Origin of the sequence: Actinoplanes couchii, from assembly GCF_016862075.1 — a bacterium.
Lineage (GTDB): Bacteria > Actinomycetota > Actinomycetes > Mycobacteriales > Micromonosporaceae > Actinoplanes > Actinoplanes couchii.
On sequence record NZ_BOMG01000122.1, the window covers coordinates 40163 to 59573 of the forward strand.

The window sequence follows — 19411 nt, forward strand, 5'->3', positions numbered from 1 at the left end:
GGCTGACCGGTATGACGGCGCAGCGGCTCCTGGTGGTCGACGACGAGGACACCGTCCGGGAGCTACTCGCCGCGACACTACGGTTCGCGGGTTTCCGGGTCACGTCGGCGGCGACCGCGCGGGAGGCCATCGCCTCCGCCACCGCGGACCCGCCGGACCTGGTGCTGCTCGACGTGATGCTGCCCGACATGGACGGTTTCGAGGTGGTCCGGCGGCTCGGCCCGCAGCGCACGCCGGTGCTCTTCCTGACCGCCCGTGATCGGCAGGCCGACAAGGTCACCGGGCTGTCGCTCGGCGCCGACGACTACGTGACCAAGCCCTTCGACCTGCCGGAGCTGATCGCCCGGATCCGCGCGATCCTGCGGCGCACCTCGGGGCAGCCGGGCGCCCTGCTCACCGTCGGCCCGCTCACCCTCGACCCCGAGGGCCACCGGGTCACCCGGCACGGCGAGCCGGTGCGGCTGTCGGCCACCGAGTTCCGGCTGCTGCGCCACCTGATGGAGAACGCCGGGCGGGTGGTCACCAAGGCGCAGATCCTCGACCGGGTCTGGCGCGACGACTTCGGCGGCGACGCCAGCATCGTCGACACCTACATCTCCTACCTGCGCCGCAAGATCGACAACGAGGAACCCAAACAGATCAACACCATTCACGGCGTCGGGTACGTCATGAGAGCCCCGCAACAATGAGCCTGCGCCTGCGTCTGCTGCTGATCACCGCCGCGCTGCTGCTGACCGGGCTCACCCTGACCGGCGCGGTGGTCGCCGACCGGATGGAGCACTACCAGGTCCAACGGCTGGACACCCAGCTGCGCTCGCTCACCGACCTGCTCGCCCGGCTGCCCGTCACCGGCCCGCGCGCCACCAGCAGCACCCTGCTCGACCCGGCCCTGGACGTGATCGGCGCGCCCTACCTGGTCTACCTCGGCCCGGACGGCACCCCCACCGACGGGGTGCTCTCCACCCGTCTCGGCCGGGACACCCTCCCGTCCACCGCCGGTCTGCGGACCGTGCCGGCCGACGGCACCGCGGTCTTCCTGCCCGCCGCCGACGGCTCGGGCCGCTGGCGGGCCACCGCCCGGCCCACCGCCGCCGGGGACCGCACGGTCATCGCCGCGGCCCCGATGACCGACGCCGATGCCGCCGTCGCGCAACTGCGCGAGATCAGCCTGATCAGCTCCCTGATCCTGCTCGCCGTGCTCACCACCGCGGGCTGGTTCGCGCTCGGCCGCGGACTGCGCCCGCTCCGCCGTGTCGAGAGGACCGCCGCCGCGATCGCCGCCGGCGACCTCACCCACCGGGTTCCCGGCCTGGCCCCGCCCCGCACCGAACTCGGCCGGCTGGCCGCCTCCCTCAACACCATGCTCGGCCAGCTCGAACGGGCTTTCGCTGCCCGGGCCGCCTCGGAGGCCCGGATGCGTACCTTCGTCTCCGACGTCAGTCACGAACTGCGCACCCCCCTTTTCGTCATCAAGGGCTCGACGGATCTGCACCGGATGGGCGCCCTCACCACCGCCGCCGACACCGATCAGGCCATGCGCCGCATCGGCCGGGAGGCCACCCGCCTCACCGCGCTCACCGAGGACCTGCTGCTGCTCGCCGAACTCGACGACGCCCCGCAGGCCCAGCTCGACCCGGCCCCGATGGACCTGCGCACCCTCGCCACCGACGCGCGGCACGATCTGCGCGCCCTCGACCCCACCCGCACGGTGTCGCTGACCGGGCCGGACGGTTCCGGCCCACCCGGCCCGGCCCCGGTCCACGCCGACGAGGCCCGGCTACGGCAGGTCGTCACCAACCTGATCGGCAATGTGGCCGCGCACACTCCGGCGGGCACGAGCGTCCGGATCGGCGTCGGCACCACCCCGGGCGGGGTGATCCTGGAGGTCGCCGACCAGGGGCCCGGCCTGACCGCTGCCCAGGCCGACCGGGTCTTCGACCGCTTCTACCGTACGGATCGCGCCCGCAGCCGCACCGATGGCGCCAACGCGGGCCTCGGCCTGGCGATCGCCCGCTCCCTGGCCCGGGCCCACGGCGGCGACGTCGACGTTCGTACGGCCCCCGGCGAGGGCGCCTGCTTCCGTCTCACCCTCCCGCCGTTGGAGGCGCTTTAGTGGGGCAAACGGGAAAGACGGTACGCCGGATCCGCGGTCGACGACGGCGTGGACACCCGGTGCGACAGTGTTCTGGCAGGTCGGGGGCATACTCGCTGGTGTAGATCAACGGGTGGGGGCGAGATCATGGGTGACGACGGGCCGATAGCCGAGCCGGGTTCGCGGGTCGATCTGGGCCGGCGCAGGGTGACGGTGCGCCGGTTGCGGCTGGTTCTGGAGTACGAGCAGTGGGGCCCGGAGTTCGTGCACACGATCGCCGGAACCGACGAGCAGGAACGGGATTGGCTCGACGCGCTGGCTGATTCGGGACAGATCCGGTACACGCCGGGCCGCACCGTGGAGCAGTGGCGTGAGCTGCGCGAACAACAGGGCCGATACACGGTGGAACAGGCGATGAAGGTGTTCCACGAGGGCGATCCGTCCCGGGCCCGGGACCTGATGGACGAGGCTCTCGCCCTCGGAGGACTGCTCGAACGAGAATGGGAACGCACACACACCTACCTGGCCGGCGGCCCGGCCCCGGCGGACTGACCGCGCGGCAGTGAGGTGGAGCACGCGCCGAGAAGCGATCAGCGACCGTGACCACCCTCAGGAGCCGAACGGCATGGAGGCCGGCACCAGCGATGACGACTGCTGACCGCCTGAGGATCTCCTTCATTCTCGGGTTGTTCGCTCTGGCGCCTCTGCTCGGCACCATCTTCAACACGATGGTCTTCTGGGAGAACCACGGGACGATGTATCACCTGATCACCCTGCAGAAAGTCGTCTTCTTCGGCGGCGACCTCGGTATCAGCCTGATGATCGGGCTCGACACCGAACTGGACGACGTCCCGTGGGGCAAGCTGGGCCTGTTCGTGCTCTTCCTCGCGCTCGGTGGCCTGCTCGGGTGGGTTCGTTACACGGTCGAGGAGAACTACGGCCTGACCGGCCCCGATCCGCTCAAGCATGCCGAGTAGGTGCGCATTTTTGGGGACGTGCTGGGCCGCGGCTGAAGTTCGAGGAACGGTCACCGGACGAGTTTCGGCGTCAGGCACCTTCGAGCGCGCGTCCCGCGGTGGGCGGGCCGAGGCGGCCGCCCGTCTCGACGGCCGGTACCTGTCCACCGAGGTCGCCGCCGGCCTCACCGGCCGGATGCTCGCTCTCTCCGCCGTCACCGGGACCGCGCCTCCGTGCGCGACTTCCGGTACCAGTCGAAACCTCGTGCCCTCGTGCCGTTGTTCATGCCTGATGGCCCAGTTTCATGGTCACGTCCGGGTACCGGTGGCTCCAGTGCGAGCAGGCTCTCCCGGCTGCGGTCGCGCTCGGCCAGGAAACTGCCGCACATCGTCATCCGTTTTCAGCGGCGCCGGGGGTGCAGGCGTTTGCCTCCGAGTCGCCGGGGAGAGGGATGCCTCGGTCGATCAGGAACTGCCAGATGGTTTTGGCGAGCGGTTCGATCTCGTGTTCTTCGATCGAGGCGTAGTCGTCGGCCAGCAGCAGGTCGGCGACGCTGCCAGCGGCACGCCACAGTGGTTGTTCGATCGGCATCTTGCTCAAGTCCTCTCGTCAGGGTCGCGGTAGGTGATAGGTGAGGAACCAGGGTCCGATAACGGTGGCTCGCCAGACCCGGCCCATGCACGGCGACGCCGCTAGGGCGGGGAGGTCGGGGCGTTCCGCACGTTGATGGATGCGCTGGCGTGACAGGTTCGTCCCGGACAGCGATCTCCCGAGCGCCCATGACCACCAACTGTCTGTAGCGTCAGCCGTCGTTGCCTCCGGTCGCATCTCATGCCGGTCCCTCCCCGGGCTCCGGTGCCCGCGCTGTCGCGCTTGCTCATGCCGTCGGTGCAGATTCGTCTGACCAGCCGAGGAATCGTTCGTAGAGGTCGGGCGGCAACCCGCCCGAGCCGGTCGCCCAGTCGTCGATCGCGTCGATCAGGCACGAGCTGAGATAGACCATGAGGCCGGCCGGGAAACGCTGGTACTGCTCGGCCAGTTCGGCCTTGGCGACCACGCACGGCCACGCCTTGCCGCAGGCGTGACATTGCCACGAGGGGCGTCTTCCCTGGTGTTCTGTCCGAGGAACTAACATGGTGGGCCGCCTCTCGCGCTCTGTTGCTGCTCTGGCCTGCACTTTTGCTCGGCCCTGTCCTCATGTCGGCGAGCCGCGTCCAGCCTTCTTTCCAAGCACTCCCAGGGAAGGCTGCAGGAGCAGCGTGGCCGACCGAAGATCTGCCACCACTTGCGGGAACGTCGTGCATGCATCGCGCCTCCCTTACGGGTCGCGTCCGACGAACTTCTACGAACCAACGGAGATCAACTTGACTCGATCCGATTGCGTTTGCAAGAACGTATGCTTTGCAAGTTCAATATGCAAGCCTGCAAGATGTGCAAGGCGCTAACGAGGGATGCCGGGCTACGGCTGTACGTGCAATTTGCAACACTTGGCGCACCTGGTACAGGAGGTGACAGTGGGTTCAGCGAGCAGCCGCAGCCTCGGTGCTGCCCTGCGTAAGCTCCGCACCGAGCACGATCCGAAGCTGACGTTGGATGACGTCGCGCAGCATATGGAATGGTCGGAGTCCAAGGTCAGCCGTATCGAGCGGGGCCTGATCGGTATTCGCGCCCGGGACGTGCGTGACCTGGCGACGTTCTACGGCTGCAACGATCGCGACATGGTCGACTACATGGTCCGACTCGCGAGCGCTGGACGCCGGCACAACGACTGGCACCAATACACGGACGTCCTGCCCCGGCAGTTCGCGACATATCTCGGGTTGGAACCCGAGGCTCAAAGTCTGCTCTCCTGGGAGCCGAACTTCGTGCCCGGCCTGCTGCAAACAGAGGCCTATGCGCGCGAACTCGTCGCTGTGTACCGCAAGGGCCAAGGCGAAGCCGAGGTGGCTCGACGAGTCGAGGCACGGATGGAACGCCAGGCACTGCTGAGGGGACCGGACGCACCGCAACTCCACGCGGTGATCGGCGAGAGCGTCCTGCATCAGATCGTGGGGGATCGCCAGGTCACACAGGACCAGCTCGCCTACCTTCTGGAAGCCACCAGGCGTCCGAACATCGTCGTGCAGGTACTTCCCTGGGCGGCCGGCGCACCGATGCCGACCGAGGGCGGCTTCCAGATCTTGCGATTACATGACGCAGCGGCCGGTGAAGTCGTTTGTGTCGACCTCCGTTCGCGAGTTCAGTTCATCGACAACCCGATCGAAGCCGGTGGCTACCGGGACGCCTGGGAGGATGTACTGGCAAAGGCATGTCCACCACGCGACTCGATCACCATGATCAAGGCGGCAGTCGAGGAGTTGAAGGAATGAACAAGAAGACGTACGCCGAGACCTTCGACCGCACCGCGGTCGTCTGGCGCACCGGTACCCGCACCAACGGTGGCGGCAACTGCGTCGAGGTCACCGATCTGCCGGATGGTGGCTTCGCCGTGCGCGACAGCAAGGACCCGGACGGCCCGATCCTGTTCTTCACCCCAGGCGAGCGCGCCGCGTTCGTCGCTGGTGTGCGGGAAGAGAACCTCCTTTAAAGGTTCGCCCGGAAGCGGCATGCAGACCGCACGGAAGAGAACGGTCCTGACCCACGTTCACGCGGGTCAGGACCGTTCTCTGAATGCCGCGGGGTGGTCAGTGGGCTTCGGGTGAGGCGTGGGAGGTGTGGACCTTCGCGGCGATGGTGAGGCCGCCGGCGACCGTGCAGATGGCGGCGACGATGAAGACGAGTGGGTAGTTCTTGTCGTCTCCGGTGACGCCTACCAAGAGCAGGCCGGTGGCGATCAGTGGGGCGATCGCGTGGGTGAGGCCTGTGGTGTAGTTGGCGATGCCGAGGAAACGGCCGCCGTCGGTGTCGCGTTCTGGGAGTACGTCCAGGATCAGGGCCTGTTCCAGGGCGGCGAAGGTGCCGATGCCGATCGACGCGATCATCGAGCCGGCTACCAGGACCGGGGTTGCCGGGCCGAAGGCCTGCAGCAGCGCGCCGACGGCGAACAGGATGCCGCCGATCATCACGAACAACTGGCGGCGGCGTAGCCGGTCGGAGAGGAAGCCGCCGCCGATGGCGCCGATCATGGAGGCGCCGACGCCGAGGACGGCCAGCATCGCGACGAAACCGGCGGTCTCCTTCACGCTCTGGCCGAGGCGGTCGGCGAAGAAGAAGGCGGTGAACGTGGTCGCCAGCATCATGCCGGTGTTGAACAGGGCCCGGCCCAGCCACAGCCAGGCGAAGTCGGGGTAGTGGCGCGGGTTGAAGACGAAGGTGCGCAGTAGCCCGGTGCCGGCCGGTTTCGCGGCCAGGACCATGTCGCGGCTGTCCTTGTCACCGACGAACAGTACGAACACGACCACCAGCAGGAAACCGACGCCGGCGGGGACCAGCATCAGCAGGTAGCTGCTGCTCACCAGGGTGGAGGCGAGGCCCGCGCCGAGCACGGGGGCGATCATCTGGGTGGATCCGGCGAGCCCGGCGACCTTGCCGCGCTGCTGTTCGGGGAGCCGGTCGGCCTGGGTGTAGAGCAGGGCGCTGACCACGGTGCCCCAGCCGATCGAGGCGAGCGTCCAGCCCACGCCGAGCATCAGGACGCTCGGTGCCCACGCCATGACGAGCATGGCGAACAGGCCGAGGGCCGCGCCGGCGAGCAGGTAGGGGCGGCGGCGGCCGAGGCGGGAGCGGGTGCGGTCGCTGAGCACGCCGAGGATCGGGGACCAGATCAGGCCGGCTATCGAGGCGGTGCCGGTGAGGTAGCCGAGGTATTCGGCATTGCCGGGCGCCAGCTGTTCGACACGCAGGGACAGCGACAGGGCGATCGGGGTGATGAAGGCGAGGTAGGCGCCGAACGACGCCAGCACCATCAGCCAGATGTATTTGGGCCCGACCGGCTGGCGTACGGCCTCCGGGGCGCTCGCGGAAAGGGTCATATCTGATGGCTCCTTGATGCGTTGAAAGTTACTTCCAGTCGACGGTCGTGGTGGCGAAATAGGTCCAGTCGCGGTGGCGCCAGGTGGGGGACTGGGCGGCGAGGCGGTCGCGGTAGTCGGCCCACTTGCTGCCCTCGGGGGACCAGGCGCGTTCGGCGAAGCCGGGCAGTCGCGAGGTGATCAGGAACTGGGCGTCGGCGGCGCCGGAGACGGTCTCGGCCCACAGGGCGGCTTCGACGCCGGCGATCCGGTCGGTGCCGACCCCGTCGAGCAGGGTCGCCGGATCCCAGGCGAACAGTTCCTCGAGGGTGCGCGGCGGATAGTGCCGGTAGCCGACCCGGTCGCGGACGGCGTGCTGGGCCGGGTCGGCGGCGTCACCGGCATGGGGCCCGTCGAAGTAGGCGATGCGGGTGGGGGAGAGCAGCACCCGGGCGCCCTGGGCGAAGCCGCGGCTGAGGTCTTCGCGGGCGGTGCGGAAGAACGCGGTGAGTTTGGCCAGGGTCTCCGGCGGGATCGTGGACTGCGCTGCCGCGTCCTGGTCGCCGACGGCGTCGGCGAAATCGGCCCAGTACTGGAAGATCTCGCCGCTGTGCAGGCCGGGCCGGGTGGTCTCCTGCCAGCCGATCGGCGTCTTCCCGGTGGCGCGGACCTTCTGCAGGGTGGCGGCGACGTGCTGGTGGAACAGGTCGTCGGGCATGCCGAAGGCCTCGTCGCCGCCGATGTGCAGGTACGGGCCGGGCGCGATCTCGGCCAGATACTTGACGATGGTGTTCAGGAACGTGTCGACGCCGGGGCGGTTCGGGTCGAGGTAGGCGGTGGGGAACTCGCCGTCGGGCTCGAACACGCCGAGTTCGGGGTAGGCGCGCAGGACGGCGGCGCTGTGCCCGGGCGTGTCGAGTTCGGGGATGACCGTGACGTGACGGCCCCCCGCGTACGCGATGAGGGTCTTGATCTCCTCGATCGTCCAGGACTCGGCGGTGGTGAGTTCGGGATACTCCGGTAGCGCCAGGCGCCAGCCCTCGTTGTCGCTCAGGTGCAGGTGCAGGACGTTGAACTTGTACAGCGACAGCATGTCGACGATGCCGCGAACCGTTTCGACGCTCTGGAAGCAGCGGGCCACGTCGAGGGAGAAGCCCCGCCAGGCCACCCGGGGTGTGTCGACGATCCGCTGGCCGGGCACGGTGACGACGGGTCCGCCGTTGAGGAGCTGGCGCAGGGTGGTCAGGCCGCGGTGCAGGCCTTCGGCGGCGGTGGCGCGGACGACGGCGCGGTCGCCGGTGATCTCCAGGAGGTAGCGCTCGTCGGCGGGGGAGTGCCCGGACGGGCTCACGCCGATGGGTTCCGGCAGATCCCGGAACTCGTCGAGGTGGTCGGTGAGTTCGGTGATGATGGTGCCGTGGTCGGCGATGGTGAGTCGCGGGCCACCGTCGGCGGCGAGGTCGTCGACGAACTGCCGGATTCCGGGGCCGCTGATCGTGGTCCCGGCGTGCACGGTGAGGGCACCTGTCGTCGTGGTGCGGTGGAAAGGTTCAGGGATCATCGTGGTCCTCCGGACCCGCCTAAAATTGTTCAGAAGTTCAAGATTGGGGGACGCTAACATGTGCCGGACGAAGGGGGAAGGGTTTGCATTCGTGGCAGCTCCGGCGTACAAAATCTGCAATGTAGTTAAAGATTCACGGCGGGAGCGCACATGATCCGAACCTCGTTCAACGCCGGGTGGACCGCCGGCCCGAAACTGCCGCTGTTCGCCGCGATCGGCGGCAGCCGCGACAGCAAGCCGGTGACGTTGCCGCACGACATCGTCCGTGACCTGCCGCGCTCGGCCGGCAGCTCGCAGGGCAACCACACCGGGTACTTCCCGGGCGGGCTGTTCGAGTACGCCAAGACGTTCGACGTGCCGGAGGAGTATCGCGGTAAGACGGTGATCGTCGAGTTCGAGGGCACCTACCGCGACGCGATGGTCTCCCTCAACGGCGACTTCCTCGCGCAGCGGCCCAACGGTTACACCGGTTTCGCCGTCCGCCTCGACCCGTACCTGGTTTACGGCGAGCCGAACACTCTGACCGTCGAGGTCCGTGCTCACCAGGACAGTCGCTGGTACAGCGGCGCCGGCCTCTACCGCAACACCCACCTGATCGTCACCGACCCGGTGCGCCTCGCCCTCGACGGCGTCCGGATCACCACCCCCGACGTGGACACCGAACGCGCCGCCGTGGTCGTGTCGGCGACGGTCGAGAACGACACCACCCGGGTGCGGACCGCCCGGGTCGCCACCTACATCCTCGACGCGGACGGCACCGAGGTCGCCACCGGCACCGCGCCCGTCACCGTCGTTCCGGGCGAGCCCGCGACCGTGCCGATCCGCGTCTACGTGCCCGAACCCTCGCTGTGGAACGTCGACACCCCCACGCTCTACACCGCCGTGACCACGATCGACGACGGCGATGCTGTACGCAGTACGTTCGGTATCCGCACCCTGCGCCTGGACCCCCGGCACGGCCTGCGGATCAACGGCGAGCCGGTGAAACTGCGCGGCACCTGCCTGCACCACGACAACGGCCCGCTCGGCGCCGCCACCGTCACCCGCGCCGACGAACGCCGCGTGGAGATCCTCAAAGCCGCCGGATTCAACGCCATCCGCAGCGGCCACCACCCGATCAGCCGGGCACTCCTGGACGCCTGCGACCGGCTCGGCATGTTCGTCATGGACGAGACGTTCGACGTGTGGACCCAGGGCAAGTCCGCTTTCGACTACTCGCTGAACTTCCCCGAGTGGTGGGAGCGCGATGTCGAGGCGATGGTGGCCAAGGACTTCAACCACCCGAGCGTGATCCTGTACTCGATCGGCAACGAGATCCCGGAGACCGGCCGGCCGCTCGGTTCGACCTGGGGGCGCCGCCTGGCCGGGAAGATCCGGGAGCTGGATCCGACCCGGTACGTCACCAACGGCATGAACGGCTTCGTGTCCGTCCTCGACCGGCTCGGTGCCATGATGGCCCAGGCGGCCACCGGCGACGTCGACGTGAACGCGATGATGGCCTCGGCCGGCGAGCAGATGCGCAGGGCGAACGCTTCTCAGCTGGTCACCGACGCCACCGAGGAATCGGCGTCGGTGCTCGACGTGACCGGATTCAACTACGGCGACTCCCGGTACGACCTGGACCGCGAGCTGTTCCCGAACCGGATCCTGGTCGGCTCCGAGACCTTCCCGGAACACATCGACGTGCTGTGGCGACTGGTCACCGAGCACTCCCACGTGATCGGCGACTTCACCTGGACCGGCTGGGACTACCTCGGCGAGGCCGGGATCGGGCGGATCGCCTACCCGGACGACGAGGACCCCGCCGCTCTCGGCACCGCCAACCCCTACCCGTGGCTGACCGCGAACTGCGGCGACATCGACATCACCGGGTTCCGGCGCCCCATGTCCTACTACCGGGAGACCGTCTTCGGACTGCGGCACACGCCCTACCTGGCCGTGCACCGGCCGCAGCACCACGGCAAAGCCACCCGGCGCGGCCCGTGGGCGTGGAGCGACTCGGTGGCCGGCTGGACCTGGGACGTTCCGGCCGGCTCGCCGGTCACGGTCGACGTGTACTCCGATGCCGATGAGGTGGAGCTGCTGGTCAACGACGTCTCGGCCGGGCGTGTGAAGGTCGGCGTGGAGAAGGCGTTCCTGGCCCGGTTCGAGACCACCTACCAGCCCGGCGAGGTCGTCGCGGTCGCCTACCGCGACGGTGCCGAGCAGGGGCGTTCGGTGCTGCGGACCGCCGGCGAGGAGGTCCATGTCGTCGTATCCGTGGACCGGAACGACATCCGGGCCGACGACACCGACCTGGCCTACGTGACGATCACCCTCCAGGACGACGACGGGACTCTCGCCGTCGACCGGGACGTCCCCGTGACGGTCACCGTGTCCGGTGCCGGGGTGCTGGCCGGGCTCGGTTCCGGGCGGCCGGACACCGAGGAGCCGTTCGGCGGTGACACCTGCACCACCTACGACGGGCGTCTTCTCGCGATCGTGCGCCCGACCGGCCCTGGTGAGATCATCGTGCGGGCCGGCACCGCGAAGGTGCGGGTGAACGCCCGGTGATCCGCCCCTACCGGCCGGGGGATCTCGACGCCGTCTACGACATCTGCGCTCGCACCAGCGGCGCCGACAATCCCACCCGGCTCATCGGCGATCTGTGGGCCGCGCCCTACGCGGTCGCCGAGCCGGAACACGCCTACGTCATCGACGACGGCTCCGGGCAGGCGGTCGGCTACATCGTCGGCACTTCCCACACCCCGGCTTTTGTACGGTGGTGGAAGGCGACGTGGCTACCGGAGGTCGAGAGCCGCCACTCGGCCGGTGCCACCCCCGACGAGTTCTCGCTGATGCTGCTGCGGAACCCCGAGCGCATGCTGGTGCCGGAACTCGACGGCTACCCGGCCCACCTGCACATGGACCTGCTGCCGCAGTGGCAGCGCAAGGGCCTCGGCCGGGAACTGATGACCACATTCCTGAACGGGCTGCGTGCGGCCGGAGTTCCGGGAGTGCATCTGGGCGCTGCCACGGACAACGAGGGCGCCCAGGCGTTCTATCTCCGGCTCGGCTTCGAGCACGTGCCGACCCCGTATCCGGGTGTGCGCTACATGTGCTTGAAACTGTAAATCCTTATCAGATTTAGTCGGCGTCGTCGATCAGCAGCGTGGACAGGAACGCGTCCAGGTGATCGGCGACGTCGACGGTCGTCGGGCTGTACAGCCACTGCAGCTGCAGGCCGTCCATCATCGCGATGAACTGACTGGCGAGGATGTCCGGCCGGGTGCCGACCTTGAGCCGGCCGGCGCCGCGCAGCTCGGCGAAGACCCCGGTCAGGTGCAGGCGCAGCTGGTCATAGCGGGTGCGGTACACCTCGTGCGCCGGATGCGCGGCGACCGCGGCCTCGGCGGAGATGATCGAGTGCAACTGGACGAGGTCGCGCCGCTCCCGGTTGCGGCCCACCTCCCGCACGTGTGCCCGCAACGCGTCCTCACCGCTGCCGGTGCTCTCGATGATCTCGGCCATCCGCTGCTCGTGGCTGGCCAGCATCGCAGTGAGCAACTCGGCCTTGCTGGCAAAATGGTGCAGCAGCCGGGTCTGGCCGATGCCGGCCCGCTGGGCGATCGCGCTCATCGTGGAGCCGTGGAAGCCGTTGTCGGCGAACACGGTCACGCACGCGTCGAGGATCTCCTTGCGGAGCTGGGCGCTCTTCGCGTACGGGCCGCGCGGGCCCCGGCTGTTCTCGCTCGTCACATCGCCGAGCATAGCCCGTACGAAAATTGTTGCTCTTATCTTGTTTGGGGTTGGTCGGTGCCGGTGTAGGTCAGCGACCGGATGCCGATGTGCCCGTTGGTGGCGGTGATGCCGATGATCCGGCCGGTGAAACCGCCGGCGATCTCGGTGGAGAGGTGACGGCCGTCGAGGCGGCCCAGTTCGACCGGCCCGGTCTCGGTGATCAGCTCGGCGATGATCTCGTCGGGCCCGGCGTAGGGGGAGACCGGGACGGCCCGCAGTGTCAGGCGGACGCGGCTCGGTTCGCTGATCGGGGCCTGTCCGAGGGTGGCGGTGAGACCGGCGGAGTGGCCGATCGCGCGGACCTGACCCGTGTCGGCCTCGATGTCGAGGCGGTGGCGTGGGCTGAGCTGGATGCTGAGGCCGCCGGTGCCGTGCCGGACGTCGAGGGTTGCGGTCATCTCGGCGGCGAGGTGCTGCTGGCGGCGGCCGGCGAATCCGGGGCCGTCGAGTCGCCAGCCGTCGTCGTCGCGGTGCAGGATCTCGCCGGGGAAGCGGCCGGGGGAGACCCACGAGGCGGGCAGGGTGTCGCCGGTGAGTTCGTGGTGTTTCACCGTGGCGGGTTCGGCGGGTTCGATCGGGGTGGTGAGCCGGGGCCAGCCGTCCACCCAGGCGATGTCGGAGGCGAAGGTCTCGCGGCCCAGCACGTGCCAAGCCGGGGTGAAACCGCGGGTGCGTACGCCGTGGTAGAGCATCGCCCAGCTGCCGTCCGGGCGCTGGACCAGGTCGCCGTGGCCGGTGTTCTGCACGGGCAGGTCGGTGCTGCGGGCGGTGAGGACCGGGTTGTCCGGGCCGGGCTCGAACGGGCCGGCCGGGGACGGGCCGCGGGCGATGGTGACGGCGTGGCCGCGTTCGGTGCCGCCCTCGGCGATCATCAGATACCAGTGGCCGTCCACGTGGTAGAGGTGCGGGGCCTCGGGGAACTGGCCGCCGGTGCCGCTCCACAGACGCTGCCGTTCGGAGAGCACCTCGCCGGTGGACGGGTTGATGACGTACTGGAAGATGCCTTCCGGCCCGCCCGAGACGGTGAGGTAGCAGGTGCCGTCGTCGTCCCAGGCCAGATCCGGGTCGATGCCCGGGACATCCGGGAAGCGGATCGGGTCGGACCACTCGCCGGCCGGGTCGGTCGCCCAGGTCAGCAGCTGTCCCTGCCCGTCCCACACGTTCGTGGTGATCACCCAGAACCGGCCGTCGTGGAACCGGATCGTCGGGGCGTAGATACCGGCTGACGACGGAGTGCCGTCGATGGTGAGCTGCGACGGGCGGCTCAGGACGTTGCCGGCCTGCTCCCAGGTGAGCAGATCGGGGGAGCGGAACAGCGGGACGCCGGGGGCGTATTCGAAACTCGAACAGACCATCCAGTAGGTGTCACCGGCCCGGCAGACGCTCGGATCCGGATGGAACCCGGCCACCACCGGTCTGCAGGCCAGACGCTCAGCACTCGACGACATCCATGCTCCCGTCAGGTCATCTTAATATTGAATATTAATACAATATTAGGAGTCGGTGGGCAAGAGGCGGCTTGCAACTCGTCGGGCATCTGTCGCTTCTGGACAGTCGGGTGAGGGGGTGCCCCGGGTGGGGGAAAGCTGATGCAATCATGATCAAATGCGAAAGTTGTTCACGATCGGCATCCTGCTCGCCTTTGTAGCGGGATGCGGCACCACGCCGGCGGTTTCGTCGAATACTGGCGAACCGCCGAGCGCGTCGGTTCCCACGGCGGATGCGAGCGCGGACACGGAAACGGATTGGATCGATTCCAACGACCCGGATGCGCCGCCCAACAAGAGCGGATCCGAGATCTCGGCCGGCGCCAAGCCGATGGGGACCGAGCGACTGATCAATACCGAGAAGTTCGATGCCCGGGTGACGGTGGCACTGGCCACCGACGTTAAGGCGGAGTACGGCGACGCCCCGTACGCGGTGGACGTCACAGTGCGGATGACCCGGGGTACGTGGACCTTCGGCGCGGCCCGCGTCCAGTTCATCTACGGCAACGGCTCAGCCCACGACCAGATCGTCGACGAGGACGCCCCGGAAACGGCCGCCGAAATCGACGCCCCCGACAGCGGTACCTGGCGGTTCCTCTACGAACACCCGGCAGCTGCCGGAGTGGGCCAAGGCGCCCGCATCGTCATCAGCGCCAGCAACGGAAAGCCCCTGGCCGCCTGGCTGACGTGACCCTCACCCCGCCCTTGGCGGCCTTCGGCGAGGGCGGGGGTCCAAGCGAAGCGGAATCCGTGCCGGGTCGTCAGGATAGGCCGTGTGGGCGGAAGAGTCTGGTGGCTCGTTCGATCGAGGACCGGATGTCGGCGGGCTGGATCGACGTCGTGACCACGCCGTAGATCATGCGGTGGGCGGTCAGCACGTCCTCCACGTCGAGTCCGGTGTCTGCCAGGCCGGCCGCCTGGGCCCGGGGCAGGGTCCGCTGGACGAGGTTGTGGAGATGCTCGCCGCCGGCGTAGTCCGGTAGGCCGCGGCGGGCGTCGACCGCCATCTCGACGAACGCGGCGGACTCCACGGTGAGTTCGACGATGCGTTTCCAGAGTCTGCCGAAGGCGTCCGGGCCGGGGTCGGCGCTGATGGCTTCGAGTTGGGTGAAGTTCTCCTCGAACACCGCGAGGGCCAGGTCGAGCCGGGTGGGGAAGTGCCGGTACAGCACACCCTGGCCGACGCCGGCGTCCTTGGCGATGGCGTTGAGTGGCACGTGGTAGCCGCGGTCGGTGAAGAGCCGGCGGGCGGAGTCGAGGATCGCCTGCCGGTTCTGTGCGGCTGCGGCCGGTCCCCTGTTGACGCGGCCGCTGGTGGTGGTCATGCTGGCAATCCTAACAACCGGACATTCTTGTCCGGTTGCTGCCGGAGTCAGGAGGCACGCCGCCCATGAGCGTCTTCGACCACACCTACGACATCGTCGTGATCGGCACCGGAGGCGCCGGGTTCGCCACCGCGCTGGGCGCGGCCGACGAAGGACTGTCCGTGCTGCTGATCGACGGCAGCGACAAATGGGGCGGCAGCACCGCGATGTCCGGCGGCGGGATGTGGATGCCGGACAACCCGCTGATGCGCCGGGCCGCAGTGCGCGACTCCCGCGACGAAGCCCTCACCTATCTGGAGGCCACCGTCGGTGACGCCTCGACCCGCGCCCGCAAGGAGGCGTTCGTCGACGGGGTCGCGGACTTCGTCACCACCGCCGAGAAACACGGCATGACCTTCGTCCGCGCCACCGACTACCCCGACTACTACCCGGAACTGCCCGGCGGCAAGATCGGCCGCGCCATCGAGGTCGAACCACAGAACGCCCGCGCCATCGGCGACTGGCGCACGACGCTCAACGCCCCGGCCGTCCTGCCCGTCAAGACCGACGACATCTGGCTGCTGGGCCGGGCCTGGTCCACACCCGGCGGCTTCGTCCGCGGAGCGCGGTTCGTGTTCCGTGCCCTCGGCGGCGTGGTCCGCGGCCGCCAACTGGCCGGCATCGGCGCCGGGCTGGCCGTCTCGTTCCTGCAGGCTGTGGTCCTCAAGAACAAGGTGCCGCTCTGGCTCGGCGCCCCGCTGGAGGAGATCCTCGTCGAGGACGGGCGGGTCACCGGAGTCCGCGTCACCCGCGACGGCCGATCGGTCACGGTGGGCGCCGGCCGGGGCGTCATGCTGGCCGGCGGCGGGTTCGACCACAACACCGCGTGGCGGCAGGAACATCACGGCATCGACGGCTCCCCGTCGGGCAACCCCGCCAACCTCGGCCGCCCGATCCAACTCGGCCAGGCCGCCGGCGGCGCCGTCGCGCTGATGGACGACGCCTGGTGGGGCGCCTCGGTCGCCGGGGCGCCCGGTCATGACCCGGCGTTCATCGTCGGCGAGCGCTCCCTGCCGTACACAATAATGGTTGATGCCCGTGGAGATCGTTTCGCCAACGAGTCGGAGTCCTACGTCGACCTCGGGCACCACATGCTCGACCACGACAAGGACGGAGCGTACTGGCTGGTAGCCGACGCCCGGCACGCCCGCCGCTACCTGCGCACCTTCGCCATGGACCCGAAGAACAACAAGGCCATGCGCGCGGCCGGGATCCTGATCAAGGAACCGACCCTGGACGCGCTCGCGGCCGGAATGAACGTCGACCTGGCCCGGCTGCGGGCCACGGTGGACCGGTTCAACGGCTTCGCCCGCGCCGGTGTCGACGGCGACTTCGGCCGGGGCAACTCCGCCTACGACCGCTACTACGGCGACCCGACCGTGCACCCGAACCCGTGCCTCGGCCCGCTGGAGAAGGGCCCGTTCACCGCGTTCCGGGTGGTCATCGGTGACCTCGGGACCAAGGGTGGGCTGGTCACCGACCCGGACGGCCGGGTGCTGCGCGAGGACGGCAGTGTGATCGACGGCCTCTACTCGGCCGGCAACAACTCCGCCTCGGTGATGGGCCGCACGTATCCCGGGCCGGGTTCGACCATCGGTCCCGCGGTGGTGTTCGGCATGCGCGCGGCCCGGCACATGGCCCGCAACCGGCCCTGATCGCCGGCCGGCCGCAACCCGTTCCAGGTGTGCCGGGCGCACTTGACGTCTCCCTCAGCTTCAGCGGGGGAGACGTCAAGTGTTGCTCGGGAAAGAGGGCTGCAGACAGGCGGAGGCGTTCAGCGGGAGGCGACGACCTTGCCACGGGTCAATGGGCCGCCATAGGGCCAGTTGCCGGCGGTGCGGCACAGGGGCCGGCAACGCACTCAGCCCACGTAACCTGCGCACCCGTCGCGCCCGAGGTCCGCTAACTGATCGCTCCGGCGCGGGTGGCGAGGCTGCGCAGACCGCTCGGTGTCACGGTCGGCGCGTACAGTATGCGGGTGATCAACTCTTGCGTCGACGGCCGGCGAAGCTCCTGCGGAGCGCGGCTCTCCGCCGCCTGCAGCGCTTGGGTGGCGCGGTCGTGGCGGCCGTGGTGCTCCCACGCCCGAGCGGTGTCGATGCAATAGCGTGCGTACCGTTCTGCGCTGGCCAGCAGCGAGACATCGACGGTGCGGGCGTGGTCGAGAGCTGCGGCGCTGTCACCGAGAGCGGTGTAAGCACCGATCCTGTAGACGGCGACGTTGGTCGGGCTGAACATGATCTCTCCGGCGATTACGGGCCCGGTTGTTCGCGAGGCCGTAGCCGCCGCTTCGTCCAGCAGCGCCTCGGCTTGTGGCCGCCGACCGGCCTGGGCGTTGGCGTAAGCCGCAGTGCACAGCAGAGATCCGTACGTGGCCAACGCGATGTCCGACGGCGCCGAGCCCGGCTGCACCTGCTGCGCGGTAGCGGTCAGCAGCATGATCGCGTCGTCATGGTGTCCAGCGCGGCGCATCGCGACGGCCGCCGACCGGCTGGCATGGGCAATCGGCCCCGCCAGACCGGTACTGCGGGCGGCGGTCAGAGCTCTATCGGCCAGGACCCAACCAAGCGCGTCGTCGTTACGTTTGACGCACAACTCCGAGGCCAGACGGTAAGCGGCGGCCAGCACCACGGTGGCCGCTTGCTCGTCACGGTCGGCGTGGTGTCGCCGTGCCGCTGCTGCGCCGGCGATCAGCGTGACCAGCCGTGCGGTCAGCTCGTCGTAATTGCTGGCGCTGAACGTGCGCCGGGCCGCGCTGAGTCGCTCGCCGAGTTGCGCCGGATCGAGGGCGGCCACACTTGTCGATTCGGCGTTGAGGAGATCCGCAAGTGCCGGTGGCGTGCTGTGAACGGTTTCAGACCACGGCAGGGCGACGGCTGCCGCGCTCGCGGTCAGACCGGACAGGACCTCACGTCGTCGCACCGGATCACCCCTCTCGCCTGTGGTCGAGACGACCCTAACCCCGGCGTGGCCGGTTTGGGTTCTCTCCACACGGGTGACCGCTATCGGCGACAGTCCTGGGGGTGAGGCAAGCCCGAGCAGATCCGGAGGGATACCGAGCACGCCGGCGATGTTGCGGCGCACATCGATGTCCTGGCACGGCGGCTGGCCTCGCTCGATCCGCGAGATCGTCGAAACCGAATACCCGCACAAGGCGCCGAGCTGGGTTTGATTCAGATCCGCTCGGCGGCGCGCCAGGCGGATGACCGTGCCCGCGTCGTCGCCGGCCGCAGCGGCCAGCACTGGTGACGACGTCCAGAACCCGTGGTGGATCTCCATGCCGGCCTCCACCAGTCGGCAGCCGCAGTTACGGACAGTGTGTGGCGGCCGGGCAGGTGTTGTCGACGCCTGAGAATCGATTCTCTCTGATGGATAAAGGTCTTCCCCGCTCGCTCGTACCGCGCGTTGATGGAACTCATCGGATCGCATCGTTGCCGACCGTGATCACCGAGCGGCACACCGGGGAAGGACGACACGACGGTGGAACTCACTCAATACCAGCAGCAGATCACCGGCGCCGATCAGCGTTCAGGCAGCGGCACGGCTGTCCCTATCAGTGTGTGCCGTCTCAACGCAGCGGCCGGGGCCGTGGCATCGACTGTCGCGGGCGGACAGAACGGACCGCTCGACCAGCACCACCGTCTGCTGCGCGACCGGCTCGGTGACCTGCTCGAGTCGACGGCTGGCTCTGCTCGCGACAAGTGACACCAGCGGTCGGTGAGTTTTGACTCCACTATTCAGAGCTGAGGGTTGATCGATCTCCACGAGTTTCGACCGCACTATGGTCGGCTTCCTGAGGTTGGTCGGGGTCGGTTGCGCCTCGTGGACGCGAGCGTGTCGATCAGCCAGCCGGGCCGGTGACGCGGATCAAGGTCTGTTGCGCTGCGGCCACGCGCGTGCGCTGCTGATCGCGGATGCCGAAGACGTCAACGCGGCAGATGGTCAGCGTCCGGCCGGACTTGAGGACGGTGCCGATCGCTTCGAGCTGGTCGCCGGACGCCGGGGCGAGCAGGTTGATTTTGAACTCGACAGTGAGCACTTCGCTGTCGTCGGGGAACAAGGTCAGGGCGGCGTAGCCGCCGGCGTTGTCGGCGATGGCGCTGGTGGCTCCGGCGTGGATGTAGCCGTGCTGCTGGGTGACTTCCGGCCGGTTCGCCAGCTCGATGTGCACTTGCCCGAGGCCGATGTGGGTCAGCCGGGCGCCGAGCAGACGCATCAGG

Annotated in this window: 20 protein-coding genes; 11 read left to right on the forward strand and 9 right to left on the reverse strand. The window is 68.8% G+C overall.

Translation table 11 applies throughout. The features are described 5' to 3' along the window. The first annotated feature begins 11 nt into the window (after positions 1-11). The 4 genes from Aco03nite_RS48120 to Aco03nite_RS48135 all read left to right on the forward strand — a co-directional run bounded on the left by Aco03nite_RS48120 (position 12) and on the right by Aco03nite_RS48135 (position 3069). Complete coding sequence (locus Aco03nite_RS48120) at positions 12-689, forward strand: response regulator transcription factor (RefSeq protein ID WP_203809100.1); 678 nt, start codon at positions 12-14, stop codon at positions 687-689. After that, a complete protein-coding gene (locus Aco03nite_RS48125) occupies positions 686-2113 on the forward strand; it encodes a HAMP domain-containing sensor histidine kinase (RefSeq protein WP_203809102.1) in 1428 nt (475 codons plus the stop codon). The genes Aco03nite_RS48120 and Aco03nite_RS48125 overlap by 4 nt, the downstream gene beginning before the upstream one ends. A 126-nt stretch (positions 2114-2239) precedes the next feature. Continuing rightward, positions 2240-2644, forward strand: a complete 405-nt coding sequence (locus Aco03nite_RS48130) for a heme biosynthesis HemY N-terminal domain-containing protein (protein WP_203809104.1) — start codon at positions 2240-2242, stop codon at positions 2642-2644. Between the two features lie 92 nt (positions 2645-2736). Beyond that, entirely contained in the window at positions 2737-3069 is a 333-nt protein-coding gene (locus Aco03nite_RS48135) for a hypothetical protein (protein WP_203809106.1), read from the forward strand. A 370-nt stretch (positions 3070-3439) separates the two neighbouring features. On the opposite strand, the gene Aco03nite_RS48140 is transcribed toward Aco03nite_RS48135, so the two are convergent. Then, on the reverse strand, positions 3440-3649 hold the full coding sequence (locus tag Aco03nite_RS48140) for a hypothetical protein (protein WP_203809108.1): 210 nt from the start codon (positions 3647-3649) through the stop codon (positions 3440-3442). Positions 3650-3926: 277 nt separating this feature from the next. Beyond that, entirely contained in the window at positions 3927-4106 is a 180-nt protein-coding gene (locus Aco03nite_RS48145; protein ID WP_239146042.1) for a hypothetical protein, read from the reverse strand. 457 nt (positions 4107-4563) lie between these two features. Here Aco03nite_RS48145 and Aco03nite_RS48150 point away from each other — a divergent pair, with 457 nt between their 5' ends. Further along, positions 4564-5418: a helix-turn-helix domain-containing protein gene (locus Aco03nite_RS48150; protein WP_203809112.1), complete on the forward strand. Its 855-nt coding sequence runs from the start codon at positions 4564-4566 to the stop codon at positions 5416-5418. Continuing rightward, positions 5415-5636, forward strand: a complete 222-nt coding sequence (locus tag Aco03nite_RS48155) for a DUF397 domain-containing protein (protein ID WP_203809114.1) — start codon at positions 5415-5417, stop codon at positions 5634-5636. The genes Aco03nite_RS48150 and Aco03nite_RS48155 overlap by 4 nt, the downstream gene beginning before the upstream one ends. A 97-nt stretch (positions 5637-5733) precedes the next feature. Here Aco03nite_RS48155 and Aco03nite_RS48160 read toward each other — a convergent pair whose 3' ends face one another. Further along, entirely contained in the window at positions 5734-7020 is a 1287-nt protein-coding gene (locus tag Aco03nite_RS48160) for an MFS transporter (RefSeq protein ID WP_203809116.1), read from the reverse strand. Positions 7021-7048: 28 nt separating this feature from the next. Then, positions 7049-8560, reverse strand: a complete 1512-nt coding sequence (locus Aco03nite_RS48165) for a family 20 glycosylhydrolase (RefSeq protein ID WP_203809118.1) — start codon at positions 8558-8560, stop codon at positions 7049-7051. A 150-nt stretch (positions 8561-8710) separates the two neighbouring features. On the opposite strand from Aco03nite_RS48165, the gene Aco03nite_RS48170 reads away from it, so the two are divergent. Beyond that, positions 8711-11113, forward strand: coding sequence for a glycoside hydrolase family 2 TIM barrel-domain containing protein (locus Aco03nite_RS48170; RefSeq protein WP_203809120.1), 2403 nt, complete (start codon positions 8711-8713; stop codon positions 11111-11113). Next, on the forward strand, positions 11110-11673 hold the full coding sequence (locus tag Aco03nite_RS48175) for a GNAT family N-acetyltransferase (RefSeq protein ID WP_203809123.1): 564 nt from the start codon (positions 11110-11112) through the stop codon (positions 11671-11673). Before Aco03nite_RS48170 ends, Aco03nite_RS48175 begins: the two co-directional genes overlap by 4 nt. Before the next feature lie 13 nt (positions 11674-11686). Here Aco03nite_RS48175 and Aco03nite_RS48180 read toward each other — a convergent pair whose 3' ends face one another. Together Aco03nite_RS48180 and Aco03nite_RS48185 are read right to left on the reverse strand one after the other, a co-directional pair. Further along, entirely contained in the window at positions 11687-12298 is a 612-nt protein-coding gene (locus Aco03nite_RS48180; protein ID WP_203809125.1) for a TetR/AcrR family transcriptional regulator, read from the reverse strand. A 35-nt stretch (positions 12299-12333) separates the two neighbouring features. After that, the gene (locus Aco03nite_RS48185; protein ID WP_203809127.1) at positions 12334-13788 is read right to left on the reverse strand and encodes a glycoside hydrolase family 43 protein; all 1455 of its coding nucleotides are present in this window, start codon (positions 13786-13788) and stop codon (positions 12334-12336) included. A gap of 157 nt (positions 13789-13945) precedes the next feature. On the opposite strand from Aco03nite_RS48185, the gene Aco03nite_RS48190 reads away from it, so the two are divergent. Then, entirely contained in the window at positions 13946-14518 is a 573-nt protein-coding gene (locus Aco03nite_RS48190) for a hypothetical protein (RefSeq protein ID WP_203809129.1), read from the forward strand. A 70-nt stretch (positions 14519-14588) separates the two neighbouring features. Here Aco03nite_RS48190 and Aco03nite_RS48195 read toward each other — a convergent pair whose 3' ends face one another. Continuing rightward, positions 14589-15152 (reverse strand): TetR/AcrR family transcriptional regulator, encoded by a 564-nt coding sequence (locus Aco03nite_RS48195; protein ID WP_203809131.1) that lies wholly within the window; start codon positions 15150-15152, stop codon positions 14589-14591. 65 nt (positions 15153-15217) lie between these two features. Here Aco03nite_RS48195 and Aco03nite_RS48200 point away from each other — a divergent pair, with 65 nt between their 5' ends. After that, entirely contained in the window at positions 15218-16846 is a 1629-nt protein-coding gene (locus Aco03nite_RS48200) for an FAD-binding protein (RefSeq protein ID WP_203809133.1), read from the forward strand. 247 nt (positions 16847-17093) lie between these two features. Here Aco03nite_RS48200 and Aco03nite_RS48205 read toward each other — a convergent pair whose 3' ends face one another. Next, positions 17094-18470: a helix-turn-helix domain-containing protein gene (locus Aco03nite_RS48205; protein WP_203809135.1), complete on the reverse strand. Its 1377-nt coding sequence runs from the start codon at positions 18468-18470 to the stop codon at positions 17094-17096. Positions 18471-18671: 201 nt separating this feature from the next. Between Aco03nite_RS48205 and Aco03nite_RS48210 the strand changes: the two genes are divergently transcribed. Beyond that, on the forward strand, positions 18672-18896 hold the full coding sequence (locus Aco03nite_RS48210) for a hypothetical protein (RefSeq protein WP_203809137.1): 225 nt from the start codon (positions 18672-18674) through the stop codon (positions 18894-18896). A 136-nt stretch (positions 18897-19032) separates the two neighbouring features. Here Aco03nite_RS48210 and Aco03nite_RS48215 read toward each other — a convergent pair. Beyond that, positions 19033-19411: PaaI family thioesterase (locus tag Aco03nite_RS48215; RefSeq protein ID WP_203809139.1), on the reverse strand; the 379-nt coding region annotated here is incomplete at its 5' end.

What these genes read in the sequence shown, in the direction of transcription:
- Aco03nite_RS48120 (WP_203809100.1), top strand. Translation starts at nt 12, where the DNA reads ATGACGGCGCAGCGGCTCCTGGTGGTCGACGACGAGGACACCGTCCGG.
- Aco03nite_RS48125 (WP_203809102.1), top strand. Translation starts at nt 686, where the DNA reads ATGAGCCTGCGCCTGCGTCTGCTGCTGATCACCGCCGCGCTGCTGCTG.
- Aco03nite_RS48130 (WP_203809104.1), top strand. Translation starts at nt 2,240, where the DNA reads ATGGGTGACGACGGGCCGATAGCCGAGCCGGGTTCGCGGGTCGATCTG.
- Aco03nite_RS48135 (WP_203809106.1), top strand. Translation starts at nt 2,737, where the DNA reads ATGACGACTGCTGACCGCCTGAGGATCTCCTTCATTCTCGGGTTGTTC.
- Aco03nite_RS48155 (WP_203809114.1), top strand. Translation starts at nt 5,415, where the DNA reads ATGAACAAGAAGACGTACGCCGAGACCTTCGACCGCACCGCGGTCGTC.
- Aco03nite_RS48160 (WP_203809116.1), bottom strand. Translation starts at nt 7,020, where the DNA reads ATGACCCTTTCCGCGAGCGCCCCGGAGGCCGTACGCCAGCCGGTCGGG.
- Aco03nite_RS48165 (WP_203809118.1), bottom strand. Translation starts at nt 8,560, where the DNA reads ATGATCCCTGAACCTTTCCACCGCACCACGACGACAGGTGCCCTCACC.
- Aco03nite_RS48170 (WP_203809120.1), top strand. Translation starts at nt 8,711, where the DNA reads ATGATCCGAACCTCGTTCAACGCCGGGTGGACCGCCGGCCCGAAACTG.
- Aco03nite_RS48185 (WP_203809127.1), bottom strand. Translation starts at nt 13,788, where the DNA reads ATGTCGTCGAGTGCTGAGCGTCTGGCCTGCAGACCGGTGGTGGCCGGG.
- Aco03nite_RS48190 (WP_203809129.1), top strand. Translation starts at nt 13,946, where the DNA reads ATGCGAAAGTTGTTCACGATCGGCATCCTGCTCGCCTTTGTAGCGGGA.
- Aco03nite_RS48195 (WP_203809131.1), bottom strand. Translation starts at nt 15,152, where the DNA reads ATGACCACCACCAGCGGCCGCGTCAACAGGGGACCGGCCGCAGCCGCA.
- Aco03nite_RS48200 (WP_203809133.1), top strand. Translation starts at nt 15,218, where the DNA reads ATGAGCGTCTTCGACCACACCTACGACATCGTCGTGATCGGCACCGGA.
- Aco03nite_RS48205 (WP_203809135.1), bottom strand. Translation starts at nt 18,470, where the DNA reads ATGGAGATCCACCACGGGTTCTGGACGTCGTCACCAGTGCTGGCCGCT.